Source organism: Streptomyces sp. NPDC026246, from assembly GCF_055567995.1.
This window is the reverse complement of sequence record NZ_JBVHPJ010000017.1, coordinates 1-17568: the sequence shown is the minus strand read 5'-3', so window position 1 is coordinate 17568 and position 17568 is coordinate 1. Positions and strand designations below refer to the sequence as shown.

Sequence of the window (17568 nt, the reverse complement as noted above, 5' to 3'; positions counted from 1 at the left end):
ACTCGTGTCAGGTACGGCGCAGCCGGGCCGCGCCCTTCAAGGTCCGCGCCGCCAGTGCCGCCAGCCGCGGCCGGGCGCGGACGAAGCCGTGCGCGCGGCGTACCGGCTCACGGCGCAGCCAGTGCAGTGCCGCGCCCGCCCCGGGCCGCAGCACCGCGCCCTCGTACACGGGCAGTTCGCCCGTCTTCAGCGCGTCCTTGTACTCGGCGGCGCCCCGCCCCAGATCGAGCGTGGTGATGCCCTCGGCCGCCGCCGCCTCGGCCATGCGCAGATGCAGCACCAGACCCGGCGAGAACTTGGCGAACTCCGGGTCGTACGCCGGGAACCAGCAGGCCAGGACCGAGGCCGAACGCAGTCCGAAGTGCGCGGCGACGGGCCGCTCACCGGCGTACAGTACGGAGAGCGTGCCGCTGCACTGCGCGGCCCGGGTTTGGGCCAGCTGCCCGACGAGCCGGGTGATCCACTCCTGGGCGAACCGGTCCCGGCGGCCGGTCCTGCGGTACTGCGCCGACTTCCACTCCATGAGCGTGCGCAGCGCGGCAGGGTCGCGTTCGTCGAACACGAACCGCAGCTCGCCCGTCTGCCGGCCCAGCCGGCGCTCCTTGGCCAGGGTCGTCTTGAGGAACTTCGGCGACTGGCCGCGCAGCACCGACTCGTAGGTCTCGTAGCCCTTCTCCACGTCGATGACGAACGTGGCGTGTTCCTCGGCCGCGTGCCCGACGAACAGCCGCTGCTCCGCCTCCAGGTTGTCGAAGGCGAAACTCGACAGCGAGCAGGCCCGCAGCAGTTCGCCCGTCTCCAGTGCCAGACCCGGCCGCAGGACGGCGCCCTGGGCGTCGGAGACACCGAGCCCGATGGCCCGGCCCTGCCCCAACGGGCCCCGCTCGTACGGCAGGAAGCCGGCCGGCTCCGCCCCTTCACGCACCACGGCGACGCGGGCCTGCGGCCTCACCCGGCCGACGGCCTCGGTGAACTCCGGTTCCATGAAGGGGTTGCGCGGTGCCCGGGAGGCGGCGCGCAGCGCACGCCAGCACTCCCGCTCCTCTTCGCCGAGCTCCCCGGGCCCGGCCACACGAATGCGTCCACTGCTCAACCCGACCCCCCGATCAAGTCCCCCCTGGACACATGGAAGGTACCGCCCGGGACGGTCCCTCGGGTAGGTAGCGGAGCATGTTGTTGCCAATCGGTGCAGAGGCCTTCAACCGGGCAATCGGCGTCCGTCGCGCGATGAAACGCAGGGGCCCGCTGTCCGTATTCTCTGATCATGGCCGCACCCCTCGCATATTCGCTCATCGCCACCGATCTGGACGGGACGTTGCTGCGCGGCGACGACACCCTGTCCGACCGGTCCCTCGCCGTGCTCGCGCGGGTGGCGGACGCCGGTGCCCAGCACCTCGTGGTGACGGGCCGCCCGGCGCCGAGAGTGCGGCCGCTCCTGGACGACCTGCGCTGCACGGGGCTCGCGGTGTGCGGGCAGGGCGCGCAGGTGTACGACGCCGGCGCGGACCGGCTGCTGTGGTCCATCACGCTGGACCGGGAACTCGCGGAGACGGCCCTCGGCAAGATCGAGGCCGAGGTGGGGCAGGTGTACGCGGCGGTCGACCAGGACGGCGTGGACGGGCTGACGCTGATCGAGCCGGGCTACCTCATGCCGCACCCGACCCTGCCGGCCGTCCGGGTCGAGCGGCGCGACGACCTGTGGGGGGAGCCGATCAGCAAGGTGCTGCTGCGCCACCCGTTCCTGTCGGACGACGAACTGGCGGCGACGGCCCGGTCGGTGGTCGGCTCACTGGCGACCGTGACCATGTCCGGTCCGGGCACGGTGGAGTTGCAGCCGTGCGGGGTGACCAAGGCGACGGGGCTGGCGCTGGCCGCCGAGCATCTGGGGCTGCGGCCCGCGGACACCCTGGCCTTCGGTGACATGCCCAACGACATCCCGATGTTCGACTGGGCCGCCCGCGGGGTGGCGATGGCCAACGCCCATCCCGAGCTGAAGGCGGTGGCCGACGAGGTCACCGCGTCGAACGAGGACGACGGCATCGCCGTCGTCCTCGAGCGACTGCTGGGCGGGGCGGCTCAGTACGGGCCGTTGACGTTGTCGATCGAGCCGTAGCGGTCGGCCGCGTAGTTGCAGGCCGCCGTGATGTTGGCGACCGGGTCGTACGGGTCGAAGGGGGTTCCGTCCACGTGGTACGCGGCGAAGGTCGGGTCGATGACCTGGAGCAGGCCCTTGGACGGGGTGCCCGCGACCGCGTTCGAGTCCCAGTTGTTGATCGCCAGGGGGTTGCCGGACGACTCGCGCATGATGTTGCGGTGGATGCCGTCGTAGGAGCCCGGGATCCCCTTCTGCGCCATGATGTCCAGCGCCTCGCGGATCCAGCCGTCCAGGTTGTCCGCGTAGGTCTTCGTGGCGGCCTGGGTGGCCTGGGCGACACCGCCGGCGGGCTTCGCGGCCGACTGGGTGGCGGGCTTCGCGGCCGGCTTGGCCGGCGCCGACGACTGGGTCGCCTTCTTCTCCGGGGCGGCGGCCTCGGCGCCCTTCACCTTCAGCTTCAGACCCGGGTGGATCAGCTTGGGGTTGTCGCCGACGACGGAGCGGTTGTCCTTGTACAGCTGCTTCCAGCCGCCCGAGACGTCATACGTGTCCGCGATGCGGTAGAGCGTGTCGCCCTTGGTCACGGTGTACGTGAGCGACTTCGCGGGCTGGGCGGCCTGCGGCAGGACGTGCGCGGCGGGCGCGCTCTGCGGCTCGGCGGCGACGGCGTTCACCGCGCCGAGGAGCGGGAGGGCCAGGGCCGCCCCGCCGGTGCCGGCTGCGACGACACCACGGGTGATCGGGTTCTTACGGGGGCGACGGTGCGTGCCTCGTCCGGGCATGGCGATGTTCCTCTCCGGCGCCTGCGAGGTGAGCTGTCGGGTTCGGGCCGGGAGGTGCCCGGCCGCGTACGGCACCGTGTGCCGTGCGCGGCTTCACCCCGAGCCGTTCCGCTGTGCGGACCGGCGACTTACCTGGGTCCCCCGCTCCTGCCCTGCGTGAGTGATCGGTGGATGGGTGCCCGGACGGTGGCAGGATTCGGCGTCCGCCGGACAGGGCGGGAACGTATGCGAGAGCACATGTCGGGAACAAGCACGGGAGTCACATATGGCGCTTGTTGACCTTGGTGGACCGGTATGGGGCAGCTTGATCCTTTGCTTTCGCCAAGGCTCAACTCGCTTGAGGGGGAAGGGTGTAGGGGCCGCGTTCCGGGTGCCGTCGTGAAAGGGTGGGCGTGATTCAACTCACTGATCACGACTCCGAGAGCAATGTGCACAACTGGGATTCGCTTCCCTATGTCGGCAAATCGGGCATAGGGTGCTACCTCCCGGTAAGTCGATAAATGTCTGCTCTTATGACCTGATCGAAAACATTGCGGTCCTGATCGGATACCGCCCGGCCTGTAACCATGGGCGCTGGCGGTGATCGAAACGTGACCGGATACGCTGACTCGAGTGAGGGCAGCGACCTATCGACAATGCGCGTAGCACCGCCAGACACCAGCAGACAGGAGACCCCTCGTGACCGACGTCGGGCCGTTCGGGCTGAGCGTGCGGGACCAGGCTCTGGAAGCCGACGTCCAGGCCGGACTGACGGCTGTCGAGGAAGGCTTGCTCGAGGCCACCAAGAGCGAGGTGCCCTTCATCACGGAGGCCGCCCAGCACCTGGTGCGCGCCGGCGGCAAGCGGTTCAGGCCGCTGCTGGTGATGCTCGCCGCCCAGTTCGGCGACCGGTACGCGCCGGGCATCGTGCCCTCGGCCGTCGTCGTGGAACTCACCCACCTCGCCACGCTGTACCACGACGACGTGATGGACGAGGCCGCCGTGCGCCGCGGCGTGGAGAGCGCGAACACCCGCTGGGGCAACTCCGTCGCGGTCCTCACCGGCGACTTCCTCTTCGCCCGCGCCTCGCACATCCTGGCCGACCTCGGCCCGGAGGCCGTGCGGGTGCAGGCCGAGGCGTTCGAACGGCTGGTGACCGGGCAGATCCTGGAGACCGCCGGACCGCAGGACGGCCGCGACCCCGTCGAGCACTACCTCGACGTGCTGGGCGGCAAGACCGGCTCGCTGGTCGCCGTGTCCTGCCGCTTCGGCGCGATGATGTCCGGCGCCGACGAGACGGTCGTGCACGTGCTCACCCAGTACGGCGAGCGGCTCGGCGTCGCCTTCCAGCTCGCGGACGACGTCCTGGACATCGCCTCCGACTCCCACGAGTCCGGCAAGACCCCCGGCACCGACCTGCGCGAGGGCATCCCCACCCTGCCGGTGCTCCGGCTGCGCGAGCGGGCCGCCCGGCTCGGCCTCGCCGAGGACGTCGCCCTGTGCGAGCTGCTCGACTCCGACCTCACCGACGACGCCCGGCACGCCGAGGCCCTGCGGCGGCTGCGCGCCCACCCGGCGCTGGAGCAGGCCCGCCAGGACACCGTCCGCTACGCCCAGGACGCCCGCTCGGCACTGGCACCGCTGCGCGACTGCGCCGCGAAGACGGCGCTGCTGGAGCTGTGCGACGCCGTGGTGCACCGCGCCGGCTGACCCCGCCCCTCCCCGGACCCCTACGGGTCGGGGGAGAAGCCGCCCCCGCGTGTCATACCCCAGCAGTACGCGGAGTTGAGCCCGCGGTCTGACGTATCCGCCCGGCCGATTTGGTCAGATGGAAACCACGGAAGACACCACTCCTCACCTGTTCGGGTGAGAATGGCGGCTCACGGACGAGTGCGTGGACGACACGGACGGCCGCCGCCGACCACGGAGGTAGGGCACACATGGCACCGTACGCATCCGACGACAGCACGACCGGCGGGGAGGCCGACGAGCGGCAGTCCCGGCGGCGCAAGGCCGCTCGCTACGTCGTCCCGGTCACGGTGATCGGGGTGGCGGCCGCGACGATCGGCCTGGTCCCGGCGCTCGCCGACTCCGGCGACCCCGACCTGCCGGACATCACCGCCCAGCAGCTCGTCGAGAAGATCGCGAAGTCGGACGTCGAGCAGCTGTCCGGCACGGTGAAGATCACCACGGACCTCGGTCTGCCGAACCTCGGCGGCCTGGAGTCCGGTCTGCTCTCCGGCGCCGCGGGCGGCGGCGACGGTTCCTCCGCCGACCCGACCGCCAAGCTCACCGAACTGGCCTCCGGCACGCACACCCTGCGCGTCGCCGCCGACGGTCCGGACCGGCAGAAGCTGTCCCTGGTGGAGAACGCGGCCGAGTACAGCGTCATCCACAACGGCAAGGACGTCTGGGCCTACGACGGCAAGTCCGGCGAGGTCTACCACGGCACCGGCCCGCAGAGCCCGAAGGCGGAGAAGGAGCAGCCGCCCGCCACGCCCAAGGACTTCGCCGAGGAGGTGCTGAAGGCCGTCGACGACACCACCTCCGTCACGGTGGACGGCACCGCCCGGGTCGCCGGCCGCGACGCCTACAAGCTGGTCGTCGAGCCGAAGCAGTCCGGTTCGACGGTCGGAGCCGTCACCGTGGCGGTGGACGCGAAGACCGGCATGCCGCTGAAGTTCACGCTGGTTCCCGCGAGCGGCGGTTCGGCCGTCGTGGACGCCGGCTTCACCAAGGTCGACTTCTCCCGGCCGGCCGCCTCCACCTTCGACTTCACCCCGCCCAAGGGCGCGAAGGTCACCGAGGAGAAGGACGCCGGCAAGGAGTTCGGCCAGGGCGTCGAGGAGCACGCCCGCAAGGGCGGACACGCCCCGGAGTCCGGGAAGGACCTCGGCGAGGGTCCCGGCGGCATGAAGACCATCGGCGAGGGCTGGAACGCCATCGCCACCTTCGGCACCGGCGGCGAGGGTGTGCCCTCCGGCGCGGCCGGCGGCGACCTCGGCGGCTTCGTCGACTCGCTCGGCGACAAGGTCACCGGCGCGTTCGGCTCGGGCACGGTCTTCTCGACCCGCCTGGTCAACGCCCTCGTCACCGACGACGGCCAGGTCTACGTCGGCGCGGTCACCAAGGACGCGCTCGTGAAGGCGGCCGACGCGGGGAAGTGACCCGCCACGCGCGCCGGGAGACCGGGAGCACGAGGCCGGGGACGTCGCAGGCGCCGGGACGTGAGCGTCCCGGCGCGCACCGTCCCCGGCTTCCGTGTCCCCCGGCCGCGCACCCGGCGCTCACGTCTCGTACAGGAACCGCGCGAGCGGAGCCTCCTGGGCGAAGAACGTCTTGGCCCGGGCCAGCGCCTCGGTGTCGGCCAGCACATCACCGGGCTTGCTGCCGTTGCCGAGCAGCACCCCGCCGAACCGCATCCCCATGTACGCGGCCGAGTTGTGCAGCGTCCCGATCAGCGGGTCGGCCACCACCTGCTCCTCGTGCGCGAGGGCGGTGACGCCCCAGAGCGTCCGTCCGGCCAGGGTCTCCCTGAAGTCCAGGCCGGGCGTGCGCAGCCAGCCGGACCAGTAGTCCAGGTAGCGCTTGGTCTGCGCCGAGACCGAGTACCAGTACAGGGGCGAGACGATCACGATGTCGGTCGCGCCGAGCGTGGCGTCGAGCAGCAGCGCCACATTGCCCTCGGTCGGCCGGACGTGGTCGCTGTCGTGCCGCAGGTCCTCGAAGTCCGGCACCGGATGGGCGGTCAGGTCGAGCCACTGCTGTTCGGCGTCGGCCGGCAGCTGCTCGGCGGCCCGGCGGGCCAGCAACGCGGAGTTCCCGTCGGAGCGGGCGCTGCCCAGGACGAAAAGGAAGCGGCGGGTCATGGCTGTTCCCCCTGAATGATGGGCGTAGGTCAATTACAGGCGCTTGCATCATATGCGTGCGCAAGTAAATCCGCCAGGGTCTCGTCCGGGGCCGGGTCGGTGACCGGCCCGGGCCTGCGCCTCCCGCGCCACGGCCAGCAGCAACGCCTCCCGCCCGTGCGGTGCCACCAGCTGCAGCCCGGCCGGGCAGCCGTCGCCGCCGAACCCGGCGGGCAGGCTCAGCGCCGGATGCCCGCTGAGGTTGAACGCCCAGGTGAGGGAGGTGGAGTAGCGGTCCCCGGGTCCCTCGTGGCCGTGCGGTGCCGTCGGGGCGGTGGGGGTGAGCAGCAGCTGCGCTTCGCCGAACAGCCCCGCCAGCCGCCGGTCGTTCCGGGCCCGCACACGGTGGGCCCCGTCCGCCCCGGGACCCGGACCACCCGCCGGCCGCCCGGTCCCGGCCGCCCGCAGCGCGAGCCACGCCGGCCCCGGGTCGGCGAGCTCCACCGGCACCCGCGGCCGTACGAGCCGGACCACCCCGGCCGCCACGAGCCGCTCCACCGCCGCCCGGGCGAGTGCCACCGGCTCCGGGTCGGGCGCGGCGAAGCCCAGGCCGGGGGACCAGACGGCGGTGACGGGCAGCGCCACCGCGGGCGGCGGCGGCTCCCCCGACACCACTCGCCACCACAGCTGCGCGTCCCGCGCCGAACGGGCGAGCACGCCGGGGGCGGCGAGGCCCGTACGGTCGGTGGAGGGCAGCCGTCCGTTCGTCGCCTTCAGCCCGAGGACCCCGCACCACGCCGCCGGGATCCGCACCGACCCGGCCCCGTCCGCGCCGGTCGCCAGCGGCACCAGACCGGCCGCCACCGCCGCGGCGGCCCCGGCCGAGGAACCTCCCGGCGTCCGGTCCGCGCGCCACGGATTCACCGTCCGACCCCGGGCCCCGAGCCCCCAGGTCTGCCACGGCGTCCCCGGCCCGGGCACGGAGGTCGCCCCCACGACCACGCACCCGGCCTCGACCAGCGCCTTCGCGGAGCGCAGCCCGTGACGGCCCTTCACGGCGACAGGGACACCGGCGAGTGGGAGGGGCGGTTCGCCCGAGACGCCGCCCCCGTCCAGCAGCGCGTCCACCTCCGCCGCCCGGCGCAGTGCCTCCTCGTGCCACACCTCCAGGAACGCGCACAGGTCCGGGTCGGCCCGCTCGATCCGGCGCAGTGCCGCCGCGGCCACGCCGGTGGCGCGCAGGCGCCGGGAGCGTACGGCCGCCGCGATCCCGGTGGCGGACGGGGGAACGGCCGTCAGCGCACCGCTCCGGTGAGGCGGGCCAGGGCCTGTGTCTCGCGGGGCGGCCCGCCGGGTTCGCCGAGCCGCCAGGCCGTCACCCACGGCACGCGGTACACGTCGATCACCGACTCCAGGGATCTGACGCGCTGGGCGAGCGGGCGCGGCAGCCGGCCCGGGGCGTCCGCCACGAGCACGACGGCGTCGAGGTCGAGACCCGGCGGGGCCTGCCCGCGCCGGAAGGCCTCCACCGCCGCGGCGGCCGAGCCCAGACCGGCCGCGTGCGTCCGGGCGACCAGCAGCACCGAGCGCGGGGCGCCCGCCCCGGGCCAGGAGCGGCCGCTGTCGTGGCCGCCGTAGACCGCGGCGAGGGTGGAGACGCCCGCCCCGCCGTGCGTGCCGACCCAGGAGAAGCTCCGCGGCGCCGCGCGGTCGTGCGGAGGCTGCGGCGCTCCCGGCCCGGTCGCGGTCACCGGGCCGCGCAACCAGATCTCCGGCCCCTGTCGCCCTGTGGGCATGCCCCTCTCCTCCCTCGTGTGTTCGGTGCCCGCACCCTGCGGAACGATCCCCTCCGGCAGGCGTTGTCCTTGGGACGAGCCTGTGACACCGCGGTGACGTGAGAAGCGTGGGCGAGCGGACACACTCGACAGTAGGTGTACGACGCCGAGTGAGGGGACGATGTCTCGACTCAGCCGCGAGAAGAAGCGGGAACACAAGCAGGCCGTGCGCGCGGCGACCCCGGCGACGCCGATCGAGGTCCACGTCCCCCGGGCGGGGACGGGCTCCCCGGCGGGTCCGGGCGGGGCGTCCGACGGCGCGTCGGTCGGCGGGGTCCCGGTCTTCGCGGCCCCCGGCGAGGAGATCCAGCGAGCCGTGCTCGACCGGCTCCACCACATCGCCCTGGCGACCGGGCATCCCGTGCTGGCCACGGTCGACGACGAGCGCATCGGCTACGTCGTCCCGCTGCGCGTGGACCCGGACGGCTCCAGCCACTTCACGGCCGAACCCGTCCCCAGGACACCGGAGCGGCAGGCACCTGTTCCCGGAGTGCCGGAGCGGCAGGGGCCTGTTCCCGGGGCGTCGGAGAGGGCGGTTTCTGTTCCCGGGGTGCCGGGGATGCAGGGGCCTGTTTCCGGGGCGCCGGAGCGGCAGGGGCCTGTTTCCGGGGCGCCGGAGCGGCAGGGGCCTGTTCCCGGGGCGCCGGGGAGGCCGGTTCCTGTTCCCGGGGCGTCGGAGCGGCAGGGGCCCCTTCCCGGGGCCGCCGAGCCGCAAGGTCCTGCCGGCGTGACTGCCGAGCGGCAGCCCGGGCGGGGGGACAGCGCGACCCACGTCCTGCGTCCCGCGCCGGAGCGGGGCGCCGCCCCGACGTTCCCCCTGCGGGCCGTGCCCGAGGCGCAGCCGGCCGGCGAGTCCGTCCCGACCTTCGAACTGCGCGCCGTACCGCAGGACACGCCCCCGGCCCCGCCGTCGGCCCCCGGCACCGTCGCACCCCCGACCGGTTCCTTCGGCCCGCCCCCGGCCATGGAGGCCAGGCCGCTGCCCGTCCCCGAGGACCCTCCGGCGCCGCGGCCCGTGCCGGTGCCCGAGGCCGCCCTGCTCGCGGCCGACCCCGACCCCAAGCCCACCCCGCCGCGCGGTTTCGACGCCGTCGCGGAGGCCGTGCTCGGCGACGAGCCCCTCACCGCCCCGGGTGACCCGAACGCCCCCGCGGTGCTCGCGGAGCCGGTCGCGCGGATCAACGAGGCGGTGAAGGAGGGCCGGATCGACGCGGCGGCGGACCTGGCGGAGCAGACCGTCGCCCGGGCGTCCGGCACGCTCGGGCCGGAGCACACCGAGGTGCTCCGGCTGCGCGAACTCGGTTCCTACATCGCGTACTTGGCGGGTGATCCGCTCCGGGCCTTCCGGATGTCGCTGGACCTGGCCGCCGCCCGCCGCCGCACCGGTGACGCGGAGGGCGCCTACGGCAACGTGCGCAGCGCCGCGACCGCCTGGCGGGCGGTGCGCGACGCGGCGACCGGGCTGGAGCTGGGGCACGAACTGATCGCCCTGTGGACCGAACTCGCCGCCGAGGGCGGCGCGGCCGCCGAGGAGATCGAGGAACTGGAGTCGGCCCGTGCCCGCATGGGCCGTCTCACCGCACGCGCCGGCGGCGCCTAGGCGGACCGGCCCGCGGCTGCTACTCGGACAGCTCCCACACCGCGTACGCGAGGGCGTCGCTGTTGCGGTTCAGCGCGGTGTCGTTGATGTTGGCGGTGGTGTCGCAGGAGGAGTGGTAGCACCGGTCGAAGGCCCGGCCCGCCGTACCGCCCCACTTCGCCGCCTGCGCCGACGTCATCGTCCGGCTCGCCCCGGTGAACAGCCCGCCCACCGGAACGCCCGCGCTCTTGAAGGGCGCGTGGTCGGAGCGGCCGTCGCCCTCGGTCTCGATCTCGGTGGGGACGCCGATGCCGGTGAAGTAGTCCTTGAAGGTCTTCTCGATCGCCGGGTCGTCGTCGTAGACGAAGTAGCCCGGGTTCGGGGAGCCGATCATGTCGAAGTTCAGGTAGGCGCTGATCCGTGAACGGTCGCCGGTGGTGAGCCGGTTGACGTAGTAGCGGGAGCCGACGAGGCCGAGTTCCTCGGCGCCCCACCAGGCGAACCGCAGGTGCTTGGTGGGCTTGTACTGGGCCCGGGCCACGGCGAGCGCGGTCTCCAGCACGGCGGCCGAGCCCGAGCCGTTGTCGTTGATGCCGGGACCGGAGGAGACGCTGTCGAGGTGTGAGCCGGCCATCACGACCTGACTCGTGTCACCGCCGGGCCAGTCGGCTATCAGGTTGTAGCCGGTGCGGCTGGAGGCGGTGAACTGCTGGATGGTGGTGGTGTACCCGGCCGCGTCCAGCTTGGCCTTCACGTAGTCCAGCGAGGCCTTGTAGCCGGTCCGGCCGTGCGCGCGGTTGCCGCCGTTGGCGGTGGCTATGGACTGCAGCTGGGACAGGTGCGTCTTGACGTTCGCCACCGGTATGTCCGGCGCGGCCGCCGCTCTGGAGGGAGCGGAGGACGCGGCGTCGGCCACGGCACCGCCGGTCAGGAGCATGGCTGTTGCCATGCCGCCCGCGGCGACGGTGCGCGCGGAAACGGAGAGCTTCATGTGGGGACTCCGGATTCCGTCGGGAAGCCGTGGGGTGTCCACGGGCAGCCCGGAGTGAATGGGGTGCCCAGATGGTGAAGCTGGGACTGACTTTCCGTCAAGACCGGTAATCGGCCACAGAGTTGGGGAAGCCGGTCACGTCACTGGACGCAGAACTCGTTGCCCTCCGGGTCCGCCATGACCACCCACTCACCGCCCTGTTCCTTCACCCTCCGCAGCACACTCGCCCCCAGCCCCTCCAGCCGCGCGACCTCCTCCTCGCGCCGCCCTTGGCCCGGGTGCAGGTCGAGGTGGAGCCGGTTCTTGACCGTCTTGGCCTCCGGCACCCGCTGGAACAGCAGCCGCCGCCCCAGCCCGGTCCCGCTCTCCTCGTCGACCGGGTCCCCCGGGTGGCGCACGGCGACCAGGTCCCGGAAGGCGCGGCGGCCGTGGAAGGAGACCGTGGCGTCCTCGGGCAGGGCGCCGAAGCCGAGCAGCTTCTCGATGAGGGCGCTGTTGTCCTCGACCTCGTAGTGCAGGGCGGCGGCCCAGAAGTCGGCCTGCGCCTGCGGGTCCCCTGCGTCGACGACGACCTTGAAGTGGACGGGGGCCGGGGATGTCGGTGTCTGCGTCATGGAACCACTTGTACTGGCCGGGTGAGCGAACGCGCCGCCGGATCGCCGGATCCGTCCCCCGACCCGACCCTGGTCCCGGCCCGGGGCAAGCCCTTCCGCCTCGACCCCGGCGCGCTGTGCCTGGAACTGCCGACCCCCGGCGGTCCCGGCGCCTTCGCCCGCTGGGAGGTGCAGCACGCACCCGCCGGCCTGGTCGCCTGGGCGGAGCGCAGCAGGCTGCCCGACGGGCTCCATGCCACCGTCTCCGCCGCGCAGCCCCGGCGCGCCCGCGCCCCGCGCGACGCGCTGTTCCCGCTCACCGCGGACCGCGCCCACGGCCGTCCGCCCGCGCGGCGCTCAGGGCCGTCCGCCGTGCGAGGCCCACGGCCGTCCGCCGTGCGAGGCCCACGGCCGTCCGCCCGCGCGACGCCCACGGCCGTCCGCCGCGCGAGGCCCATGCTTCTCCTCCCGGTGCTGTTCCGTCCTGGCCTCCAGGGACGGGATGGCCGGCCGGTCCCGTCGCTGCCCCGGCGCAGCTCGCGCGTATCTCGGTTGCGCGAGCGGTCCTCGGCGGGGGAGTGTGGATCCATGGGCACGCGTGCCTGGGCGCTGCTGCTCGTCCTGTGCGGAACGATCTTCCTCGAAGGCATCGACGTCGCGATGATGGCGGTGGCGGTCCCGGCCGTCCGCTCCGATCTCGGCCTGACCACCGGCACCGCGGCCTGGGTGATGACCGCCTACGTCCTCGGCTACGCCGGCTTCACCCTGCTCGGCGGCCGCGCCGCCGACCTGCTCGGCCGGCGGCGGATGTTCCTGCTCTGGCTGACCGTCTTCCTCGCCTTCTCGGGGCTGGGCGGCTTCGCCACCGAGGGCTGGATGCTTATCGTCGCCCGGTTCGTCACGGGCGTCGCCGCCGCCTTCATGACCCCGGCCGCCCTCTCTTTGATCACCACCTCCTACGAGGAGGGGCCCGCACGCAACAAGGCCCTGCTGATCTTCGCCGGGACCGGCGCGGCCGGGTTCTCCCTCGGCCTGGTGATCGGCGGGCTGCTCACCGAGCTGGGCTGGCGCTGGGTGTTCTTCGCGCCCGTGCTGCTGGCCGCGGCCCTGCTCGCGGCCGCCGTCCGCCTGATCCCCCGGCGCGACGCCCCGCCCTCGCGCCGGCGCACCTTCGACCTGCCCGGCGCGGCCACCGCGGCGGGCGCCATGCTGCTCGCCGCCTACACCGTCGTCCGCCTGGAACACGGCCTGCACCAGTGGCCGATCACCCTGGCCACGGGCCTCACGGCGCTGCTCCTGGCCGCCGCCTTCGTCGTGGTCGAACGACGCTGCCCCGACCCGCTCGTCCGCCTGGGCATCCTGCGCCAGGGCCCGGTCGTCCGGGCCGACCTGGGGGCCCTGCTGTTCCTCGGCGCCTTCTTCGGCTTCCAGTTCGTCGTCACGCTCTACCTGCAGGAACTGCGCGGCTGGTCGTCCACGGAGACCGCGCTCGCCCTGCTGGTCATGGGCATCGACGCCGTCCTCGCCCCGACCCTCACCCCGCGACTGGTCGCCCGCTTCGGCAACGCCCGCGTGATCGTCGGCGGCTTCGCGCTGGCGGTGGCCGCCTACGCGCTGTTCCTGCCGGTGGGCATGGACTGGTCCTACGCGATGATGTTCCCGACCCTCTTCCTGTCGGGCCTCGCCTTCGCCCTGGCCTACGGCCCGCTGACCATCGCCGCGACGGACGGGGTGAGCGCCTCGGAGCAGGGCCTGGCCGGCGGACTGCTCACCACGGCGACACAGTTCGGCTCCGCCATCGGCATCTCCGCGGTGACGGCCGTCTACGGCCTGGCGTCCACCGGGTCCGGCCCCGAGGAGACGCTCTCGGCCTTCCGAGCGGCGCTGTCGGTGCCGGTCGCCCTGGTGGCGCTGGGCGCCTTGATCTCCCTGGTGAGCGCCCGGGAGGCGCGGCGGGCGGTGCGCAACGCGTCCCAGGTGAGCAGCGCGAGCGCCAGCCACACCAGCGTGAACCCGGCCCAGCGCTCCGGCGGCATCTCCTCGTGGAAGTAGAGGACGCCCAGCAGGAACTGGAAGACCGGCGTCATGTACTGCAGCAGACCGATGGTGGACAGGGGGATGCGGATGGCGGCCGCGCCGAAGCAGACCAGCGGGAGCGCGGTGACGATGCCGGCCGAGGCCAGCAGCGCCGCGTGCCCCGCGCCCTCGGTCGCGAAGGTCGACTCGCCCCGGCCGCCCAGCCAGATCAGGAAGACGAGCGCGGGCAGGAACTGGATCGCGGTCTCGGCGGCGAGCGACTCCACGCCGCCGAGGTTCACCTTCTTCTTCACCAGGCCGTAGGTGGCGAAGGAGAAGGCCAGGGCCAGGGAGATCCACGGGGGCCGGCCGTACCCGACGGTCAGGACGACCACCGCGGCGCAGCCGGTCCCGACGGCGGCCCACTGCACCGGCCGCAGCCGCTCCTTCAGCAGCAGCACGCCGATGGCGATGGTGACCAGCGGGTTGATGAAGTACCCGAGCGAGGCCTCGACGACGTGCCCGGAGTTGACGGACCAGATGTACAGGCCCCAGTTGATCGTGATGACCGCCGCCGCGACCGTGATCAGCCCGAGCTTGCGCGGCTGCCGCAGCAGCTCGCCCGCCCAGGCCCAGCGGCGCAGCACGAGCAGCGCGGCGCCGACGAAGACCAGCGACCACACCATCCGGTGGGCCAGGATCTCCACCGCGCCGGCGGGCTTCAGCAGGGGCCAGAACAGGGGCACCAGGCCCCACATCCCGTAGGCCGCGAAGCCGTTCAGCAGTCCTATGTGCCGCTCACCCCTCGGCTTGCCGGTCACGGGCCCCTCCTTCGCGCCTTGCGTGTCTCCGCGGACGACGGTAACGCCGGTGGCCCCCGGCTGTCATGCCCGTATCGGCATACGGTCATGACAGTCCGGGGGCGCGGCGGCGCGGGGCCCGTGAGCGTGGTGACGAGCCCGGGTGTCAGCCGTCGAGGGCCGTGGCGAGGGCCTCGGAGAGGGGGGTGGTCGGGCGACCGATCAGCCGGGACAGGTCGCCGCCGGGGACGACCAGCTCGCCCTGCCCGATGGAGACGTCGACCCCCGCGAGGATCTGCGCGAAGGGCTCGGGCACGCCCGCGCCCGTCAGGACGGTGACCAGGGCCTCGGGGGAGACGGCGTGGTAGGCGATGTCCTTCCCGGTCTGCCTGCTCAGCTCGGCCGCGTACTCGGCGAAGCTCCAGGCGGTGTCGCCGCCCAGCTCGTACGCCGTGTTCTCGTGTCCTTCGCCGGTCAGTACGGCGACGGCCGCGGCGGCGTAGTCGGCGCGGGAGGCGGAGGAGACCCTGCCGTCGCCCGCGGCGGCGACCACCGCGTCGTGCGCCAGCACCGGGGCGAGGTTCTCGGTGTAGTTCTCGTGGTACCAGCCGTTGCGCAGCAGCGTGTAGGGCACGCCGGAGTCCAGCAGGGCCTTCTCGGTGCCCCGGTGGTCGTCGGCGAGCGCGGCGGTCAGGCTGCTGGGCGCGCTGGTGTAGGCGAGCAGGGACACACCGGCCGCCCTGGCCGCCTCGATGACGACCGTGTGCTGCTGCACCCGGCCCTTGTCGAACTCGTTGCCCGACACCAGCAGCACCTTGTCGCCCGCCGCGAAGAGGCCGTCGAAGGACGCCGGGTCGTTGTAGTCGGCCACGGCGATCCGCACACCGCGCTCCGCGAGGCCGGTGGCCTTCTCCGGGGTGCGTACGACGGCCGTGATCCGCTCGGCGGGGACCTTCTCCAGCAGCTGCTCCACGACGAGGCGGCCGAGGTGCCCGGTGGCTCCGGTGACGACGATGCTCATGGGATGACTCTCCTTGTGGGGTGTGATGTCACTAACCCTAGGAGCGGCGCTTACTTTTCGTAAGTACCCACTTTGAAGTAAGGTACTGGCATGTCAGTAAGTGATCGCGGGGATGAGACCCTGTGCCCGCACCGGCTCGTCCTGGAACACGTCACCAGCCGCTGGGGCGTACTCGCCCTGATCGCGCTCCTGGAGCGGTCGTACCGCTTCAGTGAGCTGCGCCGGGCCGTCGGCACCGCCGGGGGCCGCGCGGTCAGCGAGAAGATGCTCACGCAGACGCTCCAGACCCTGGAGCGGGACGGCCTGGTCCACCGCGACGCCAAGCCCGTCATCCCCCCGCGCGTCGACTACTCCCTCACCGCCCTCGGCCGCGAGGCCGCCGAGCAGGTCCGGTCCCTGGCGAGCTGGACCCACCGCCGCATGGACGACGTGGAGCAGGCGCGCCGGGCGTACGACGAGGCCCGGGCCGCCTCCTAGCGGTCCCGGGCCTCGCCGGAGTGCTCTTCGGCAGGGTCAGCCGACGACGGTCCAGGTGTCGCCGCCCGCCAGCAGGGCCGCCAGATCGCCCTTGCCGTGCTGCTCGATCGCGGTGTCCAGCTGGTCGGTCATCTGCGTGTCGTAGACGGGCCGGTCGACCGAGCGGAACACACCGATCGGGGTGTGGTGCAGGGTGTCCGGGTCGGCCAGCCGGGACAGCGCGAAGGCCGTGGTCGGGGAGGGGGCGTGCGCGTCGTGGACGAGGACCTGGCCCTCGTTGTCCGGCGTCACCGCGACCACCTTCAGATCCCCGGTCAGCTGGTCGCGCACGACGCCCTTGGCCTGGTCGGCGCCGAAGCGGATCGGCTGCCCGTGCTCCAGGCGGATCACGGCCTCCTCGGCCTGCTGCTTGTCCTTCAGGGCGTCGAAGGCGCCGTCGTTGAAGATGTTGCAGTTCTGGTAGATCTCGATCAGGGCGGTGCCCTCGTGGGCGGCGGCCTGGCGCAGCACCTCGGTGAGGTGCTTGCGGTCGGAGTCCACCGTGCGGGCCACGAACGACGCCTCCGCGCCGATGGCCAGCGACACCGGGTTGAACGGGGCGTCCAGCGAGCCCATCGGCGTCGATTTGGTGATCTTGCCGACCTCGGAGGTGGGCGAGTACTGGCCCTTGGTCAGGCCGTAGATGCGGTTGTTGAACAGCAGGATCTTGAGGTTGACGTTGCGCCGCAGGGCGTGGATCAGGTGGTTGCCGCCGATGGACAGCGCGTCCCCGTCACCGGTGACGACCCACACCGACAGGTCCCGGCGGGAGCCGGCCAGGCCGGTGGCGATGGCCGGGGCGCGGCCGTGGATGGAGTGCATCCCGTAGGTGTTCATGTAGTACGGGAAGCGCGAGGAGCAGCCGATGCCCGAGACGAAGACGATGTTCTCCTTCGCCAGGCCCAGCTCGGGCATGAAGCCCTGCACCGCGGCGAGGATGGCGTAGTCGCCGCAGCCCGGGCACCAGCGCACTTCCTGATCGGACTTGAAGTCCTTCATCGACTGCCTGCCCTCGGCCTTGGGGACCAGGGACAGCGCCTCGACGGTGCGGGTGCCTGTCGTGGACGTCTCAGCCATCAATGGCCTCCTTCAGCGCCGCGGCGAGCTGCTCCGCCTTGAACGGCATGCCGTTGACCTGGTTGTACGAGCGGGCGTCGACCAGGTACTTCGCCCGGATCAGCGTGGCGAGCTGCCCGAGGTTCATCTCGGGGACCACCACCTTGTCGTAACGCTCCAGCACCGCGCCCAGATTCCGCGGGAAGGGGTTCAGGTGACGCAGGTGCGCCTGCGCGACCGACTCCCCGGCCCTGCGCAGCCGCCGCACCGCCGCGGTGATCGGCCCGTACGTGGAGCCCCAGCCCAGCACCAGGGTGCGGGCGCCGTCCGGGTCGTCGACCTCGACGTCGGGGACGTCGATACCGTCGATCTTGGCCTGGCGGGTGCGGACCATGAACTCGTGGTTGGCCGGGTCGTAGGAGATGTTGCCCGTGCCGTCCTGCTTCTCGATGCCGCC

15 protein-coding genes, 2 pseudogenes and 1 riboswitch are annotated in these 17568 nt (G+C 72.9%); of the genes and pseudogenes, 6 read left to right on the top strand and 11 right to left on the bottom strand.

The window, feature by feature from the left end; all coding sequences use genetic code 11:
* Window positions 1–7: 7 nt before the first annotated feature.
* Complete coding sequence (locus ACZ4M5_RS31210) at window positions 8–1078, bottom strand: GNAT family N-acetyltransferase (RefSeq protein WP_467742014.1); 1071 nt, start codon at window positions 1076–1078, stop codon at window positions 8–10.
* A 186-nt stretch (window positions 1079–1264) separates the two neighbouring features.
* On the opposite strand from ACZ4M5_RS31210, the gene ACZ4M5_RS31205 reads away from it, so the two are divergent.
* Complete coding sequence (locus ACZ4M5_RS31205) at window positions 1265–2113, top strand: HAD family hydrolase (protein ID WP_467741809.1); 849 nt, start codon at window positions 1265–1267, stop codon at window positions 2111–2113.
* Here ACZ4M5_RS31205 and ACZ4M5_RS31200 read toward each other — a convergent pair.
* A complete protein-coding gene (locus ACZ4M5_RS31200) occupies window positions 2077–2877 on the bottom strand; it encodes a transglycosylase SLT domain-containing protein (RefSeq protein ID WP_467741807.1) in 801 nt (266 codons plus the stop codon). The two genes, ACZ4M5_RS31205 and ACZ4M5_RS31200, sit on opposite strands and share 37 nt — an antisense overlap.
* 3 nt (window positions 2878–2880) lie before the next feature.
* Window positions 2881–3050, bottom strand: a riboswitch (cyclic di-AMP (ydaO/yuaA leader).
* 505 nt (window positions 3051–3555) lie between these two features.
* On the opposite strand from ACZ4M5_RS31200, the gene ACZ4M5_RS31195 reads away from it, so the two are divergent.
* Together ACZ4M5_RS31195 and ACZ4M5_RS31190 are read left to right on the top strand one after the other, a co-directional pair.
* On the top strand, window positions 3556–4566 hold the full coding sequence (locus ACZ4M5_RS31195) for a polyprenyl synthetase family protein (protein ID WP_467741805.1): 1011 nt from the start codon (window positions 3556–3558) through the stop codon (window positions 4564–4566).
* Window positions 4567–4796: 230 nt separating this feature from the next.
* Window positions 4797–6023 carry a LolA family protein gene (locus tag ACZ4M5_RS31190; protein ID WP_467741803.1) on the top strand — a complete coding sequence of 409 codons (1227 nt, stop codon included), beginning with the start codon at window positions 4797–4799 and terminating at the stop codon, window positions 6021–6023.
* A gap of 120 nt (window positions 6024–6143) precedes the next feature.
* Here the strand turns inward: ACZ4M5_RS31190 and ACZ4M5_RS31185 are convergent, their stop codons facing one another.
* From ACZ4M5_RS31185 to ACZ4M5_RS31175, 3 genes are read right to left on the bottom strand one after another with little or no spacing between them, the layout of a single operon-like run.
* Window positions 6144–6725, bottom strand: coding sequence for a flavodoxin family protein (locus ACZ4M5_RS31185; protein WP_467741801.1), 582 nt, complete (start codon window positions 6723–6725; stop codon window positions 6144–6146).
* A gap of 48 nt (window positions 6726–6773) precedes the next feature.
* Complete coding sequence (locus ACZ4M5_RS31180; protein WP_467742012.1) at window positions 6774–8003, bottom strand: amidase; 1230 nt, start codon at window positions 8001–8003, stop codon at window positions 6774–6776.
* The gene (locus ACZ4M5_RS31175; RefSeq protein ID WP_467741799.1) at window positions 8000–8500 is read right to left on the bottom strand and encodes a DUF6668 family protein; all 501 of its coding nucleotides are present in this window, start codon (window positions 8498–8500) and stop codon (window positions 8000–8002) included. The genes ACZ4M5_RS31180 and ACZ4M5_RS31175 overlap by 4 nt, the downstream gene beginning before the upstream one ends.
* Before the next feature lie 160 nt (window positions 8501–8660).
* Here ACZ4M5_RS31175 and ACZ4M5_RS31170 point away from each other — a divergent pair, with 160 nt between their 5' ends.
* Complete coding sequence (locus ACZ4M5_RS31170) at window positions 8661–10139, top strand: tetratricopeptide repeat protein (RefSeq protein ID WP_467741797.1); 1479 nt, start codon at window positions 8661–8663, stop codon at window positions 10137–10139.
* A gap of 19 nt (window positions 10140–10158) precedes the next feature.
* Here the strand turns inward: ACZ4M5_RS31170 and ACZ4M5_RS31165 are convergent, their stop codons facing one another.
* Entirely contained in the window at window positions 10159–11109 is a 951-nt protein-coding gene (locus ACZ4M5_RS31165) for a M28 family metallopeptidase (RefSeq protein ID WP_398112065.1), read from the bottom strand.
* Between the two features lie 140 nt (window positions 11110–11249).
* Entirely contained in the window at window positions 11250–11723 is a 474-nt protein-coding gene (locus ACZ4M5_RS31160; RefSeq protein WP_467741794.1) for a VOC family protein, read from the bottom strand.
* 435 nt (window positions 11724–12158) lie between these two features.
* Between ACZ4M5_RS31160 and ACZ4M5_RS31155 the strand changes: the two are divergent.
* A pseudogene (locus ACZ4M5_RS31155) lies at window positions 12159–13445 on the top strand (MFS transporter); the annotation flags it as partial.
* Between the two features lie 80 nt (window positions 13446–13525).
* Here ACZ4M5_RS31155 and rarD read toward each other — a convergent pair.
* Both rarD and ACZ4M5_RS31145 read right to left on the bottom strand, forming a co-directional pair.
* Window positions 13526–14476, bottom strand: a complete 951-nt coding sequence (gene rarD / locus ACZ4M5_RS31150; RefSeq protein WP_467742010.1) for an EamA family transporter RarD — start codon at window positions 14474–14476, stop codon at window positions 13526–13528.
* A gap of 208 nt (window positions 14477–14684) precedes the next feature.
* Window positions 14685–15539 (bottom strand): SDR family oxidoreductase, encoded by an 855-nt coding sequence (locus tag ACZ4M5_RS31145; protein WP_467741792.1) that lies wholly within the window; start codon window positions 15537–15539, stop codon window positions 14685–14687.
* A 90-nt stretch (window positions 15540–15629) separates the two neighbouring features.
* Between ACZ4M5_RS31145 and ACZ4M5_RS31140 the strand changes: the two genes are divergently transcribed.
* Complete coding sequence (locus ACZ4M5_RS31140; RefSeq protein ID WP_467741790.1) at window positions 15630–16016, top strand: winged helix-turn-helix transcriptional regulator; 387 nt, start codon at window positions 15630–15632, stop codon at window positions 16014–16016.
* A 36-nt stretch (window positions 16017–16052) separates the two neighbouring features.
* On the opposite strand, the gene ACZ4M5_RS31135 is transcribed toward ACZ4M5_RS31140, so the two are convergent.
* Together ACZ4M5_RS31135 and ACZ4M5_RS31130 are read right to left on the bottom strand one after the other, a co-directional pair.
* Window positions 16053–17132, bottom strand: coding sequence for a 2-oxoacid:ferredoxin oxidoreductase subunit beta (locus tag ACZ4M5_RS31135; protein ID WP_467741788.1), 1080 nt, complete (start codon window positions 17130–17132; stop codon window positions 16053–16055).
* Window positions 17125–17568: pseudogene (locus ACZ4M5_RS31130) on the bottom strand (2-oxoacid:acceptor oxidoreductase subunit alpha); the annotation flags it as partial. The pseudogene ACZ4M5_RS31130 and the gene ACZ4M5_RS31135, both read right to left, overlap by 8 nt.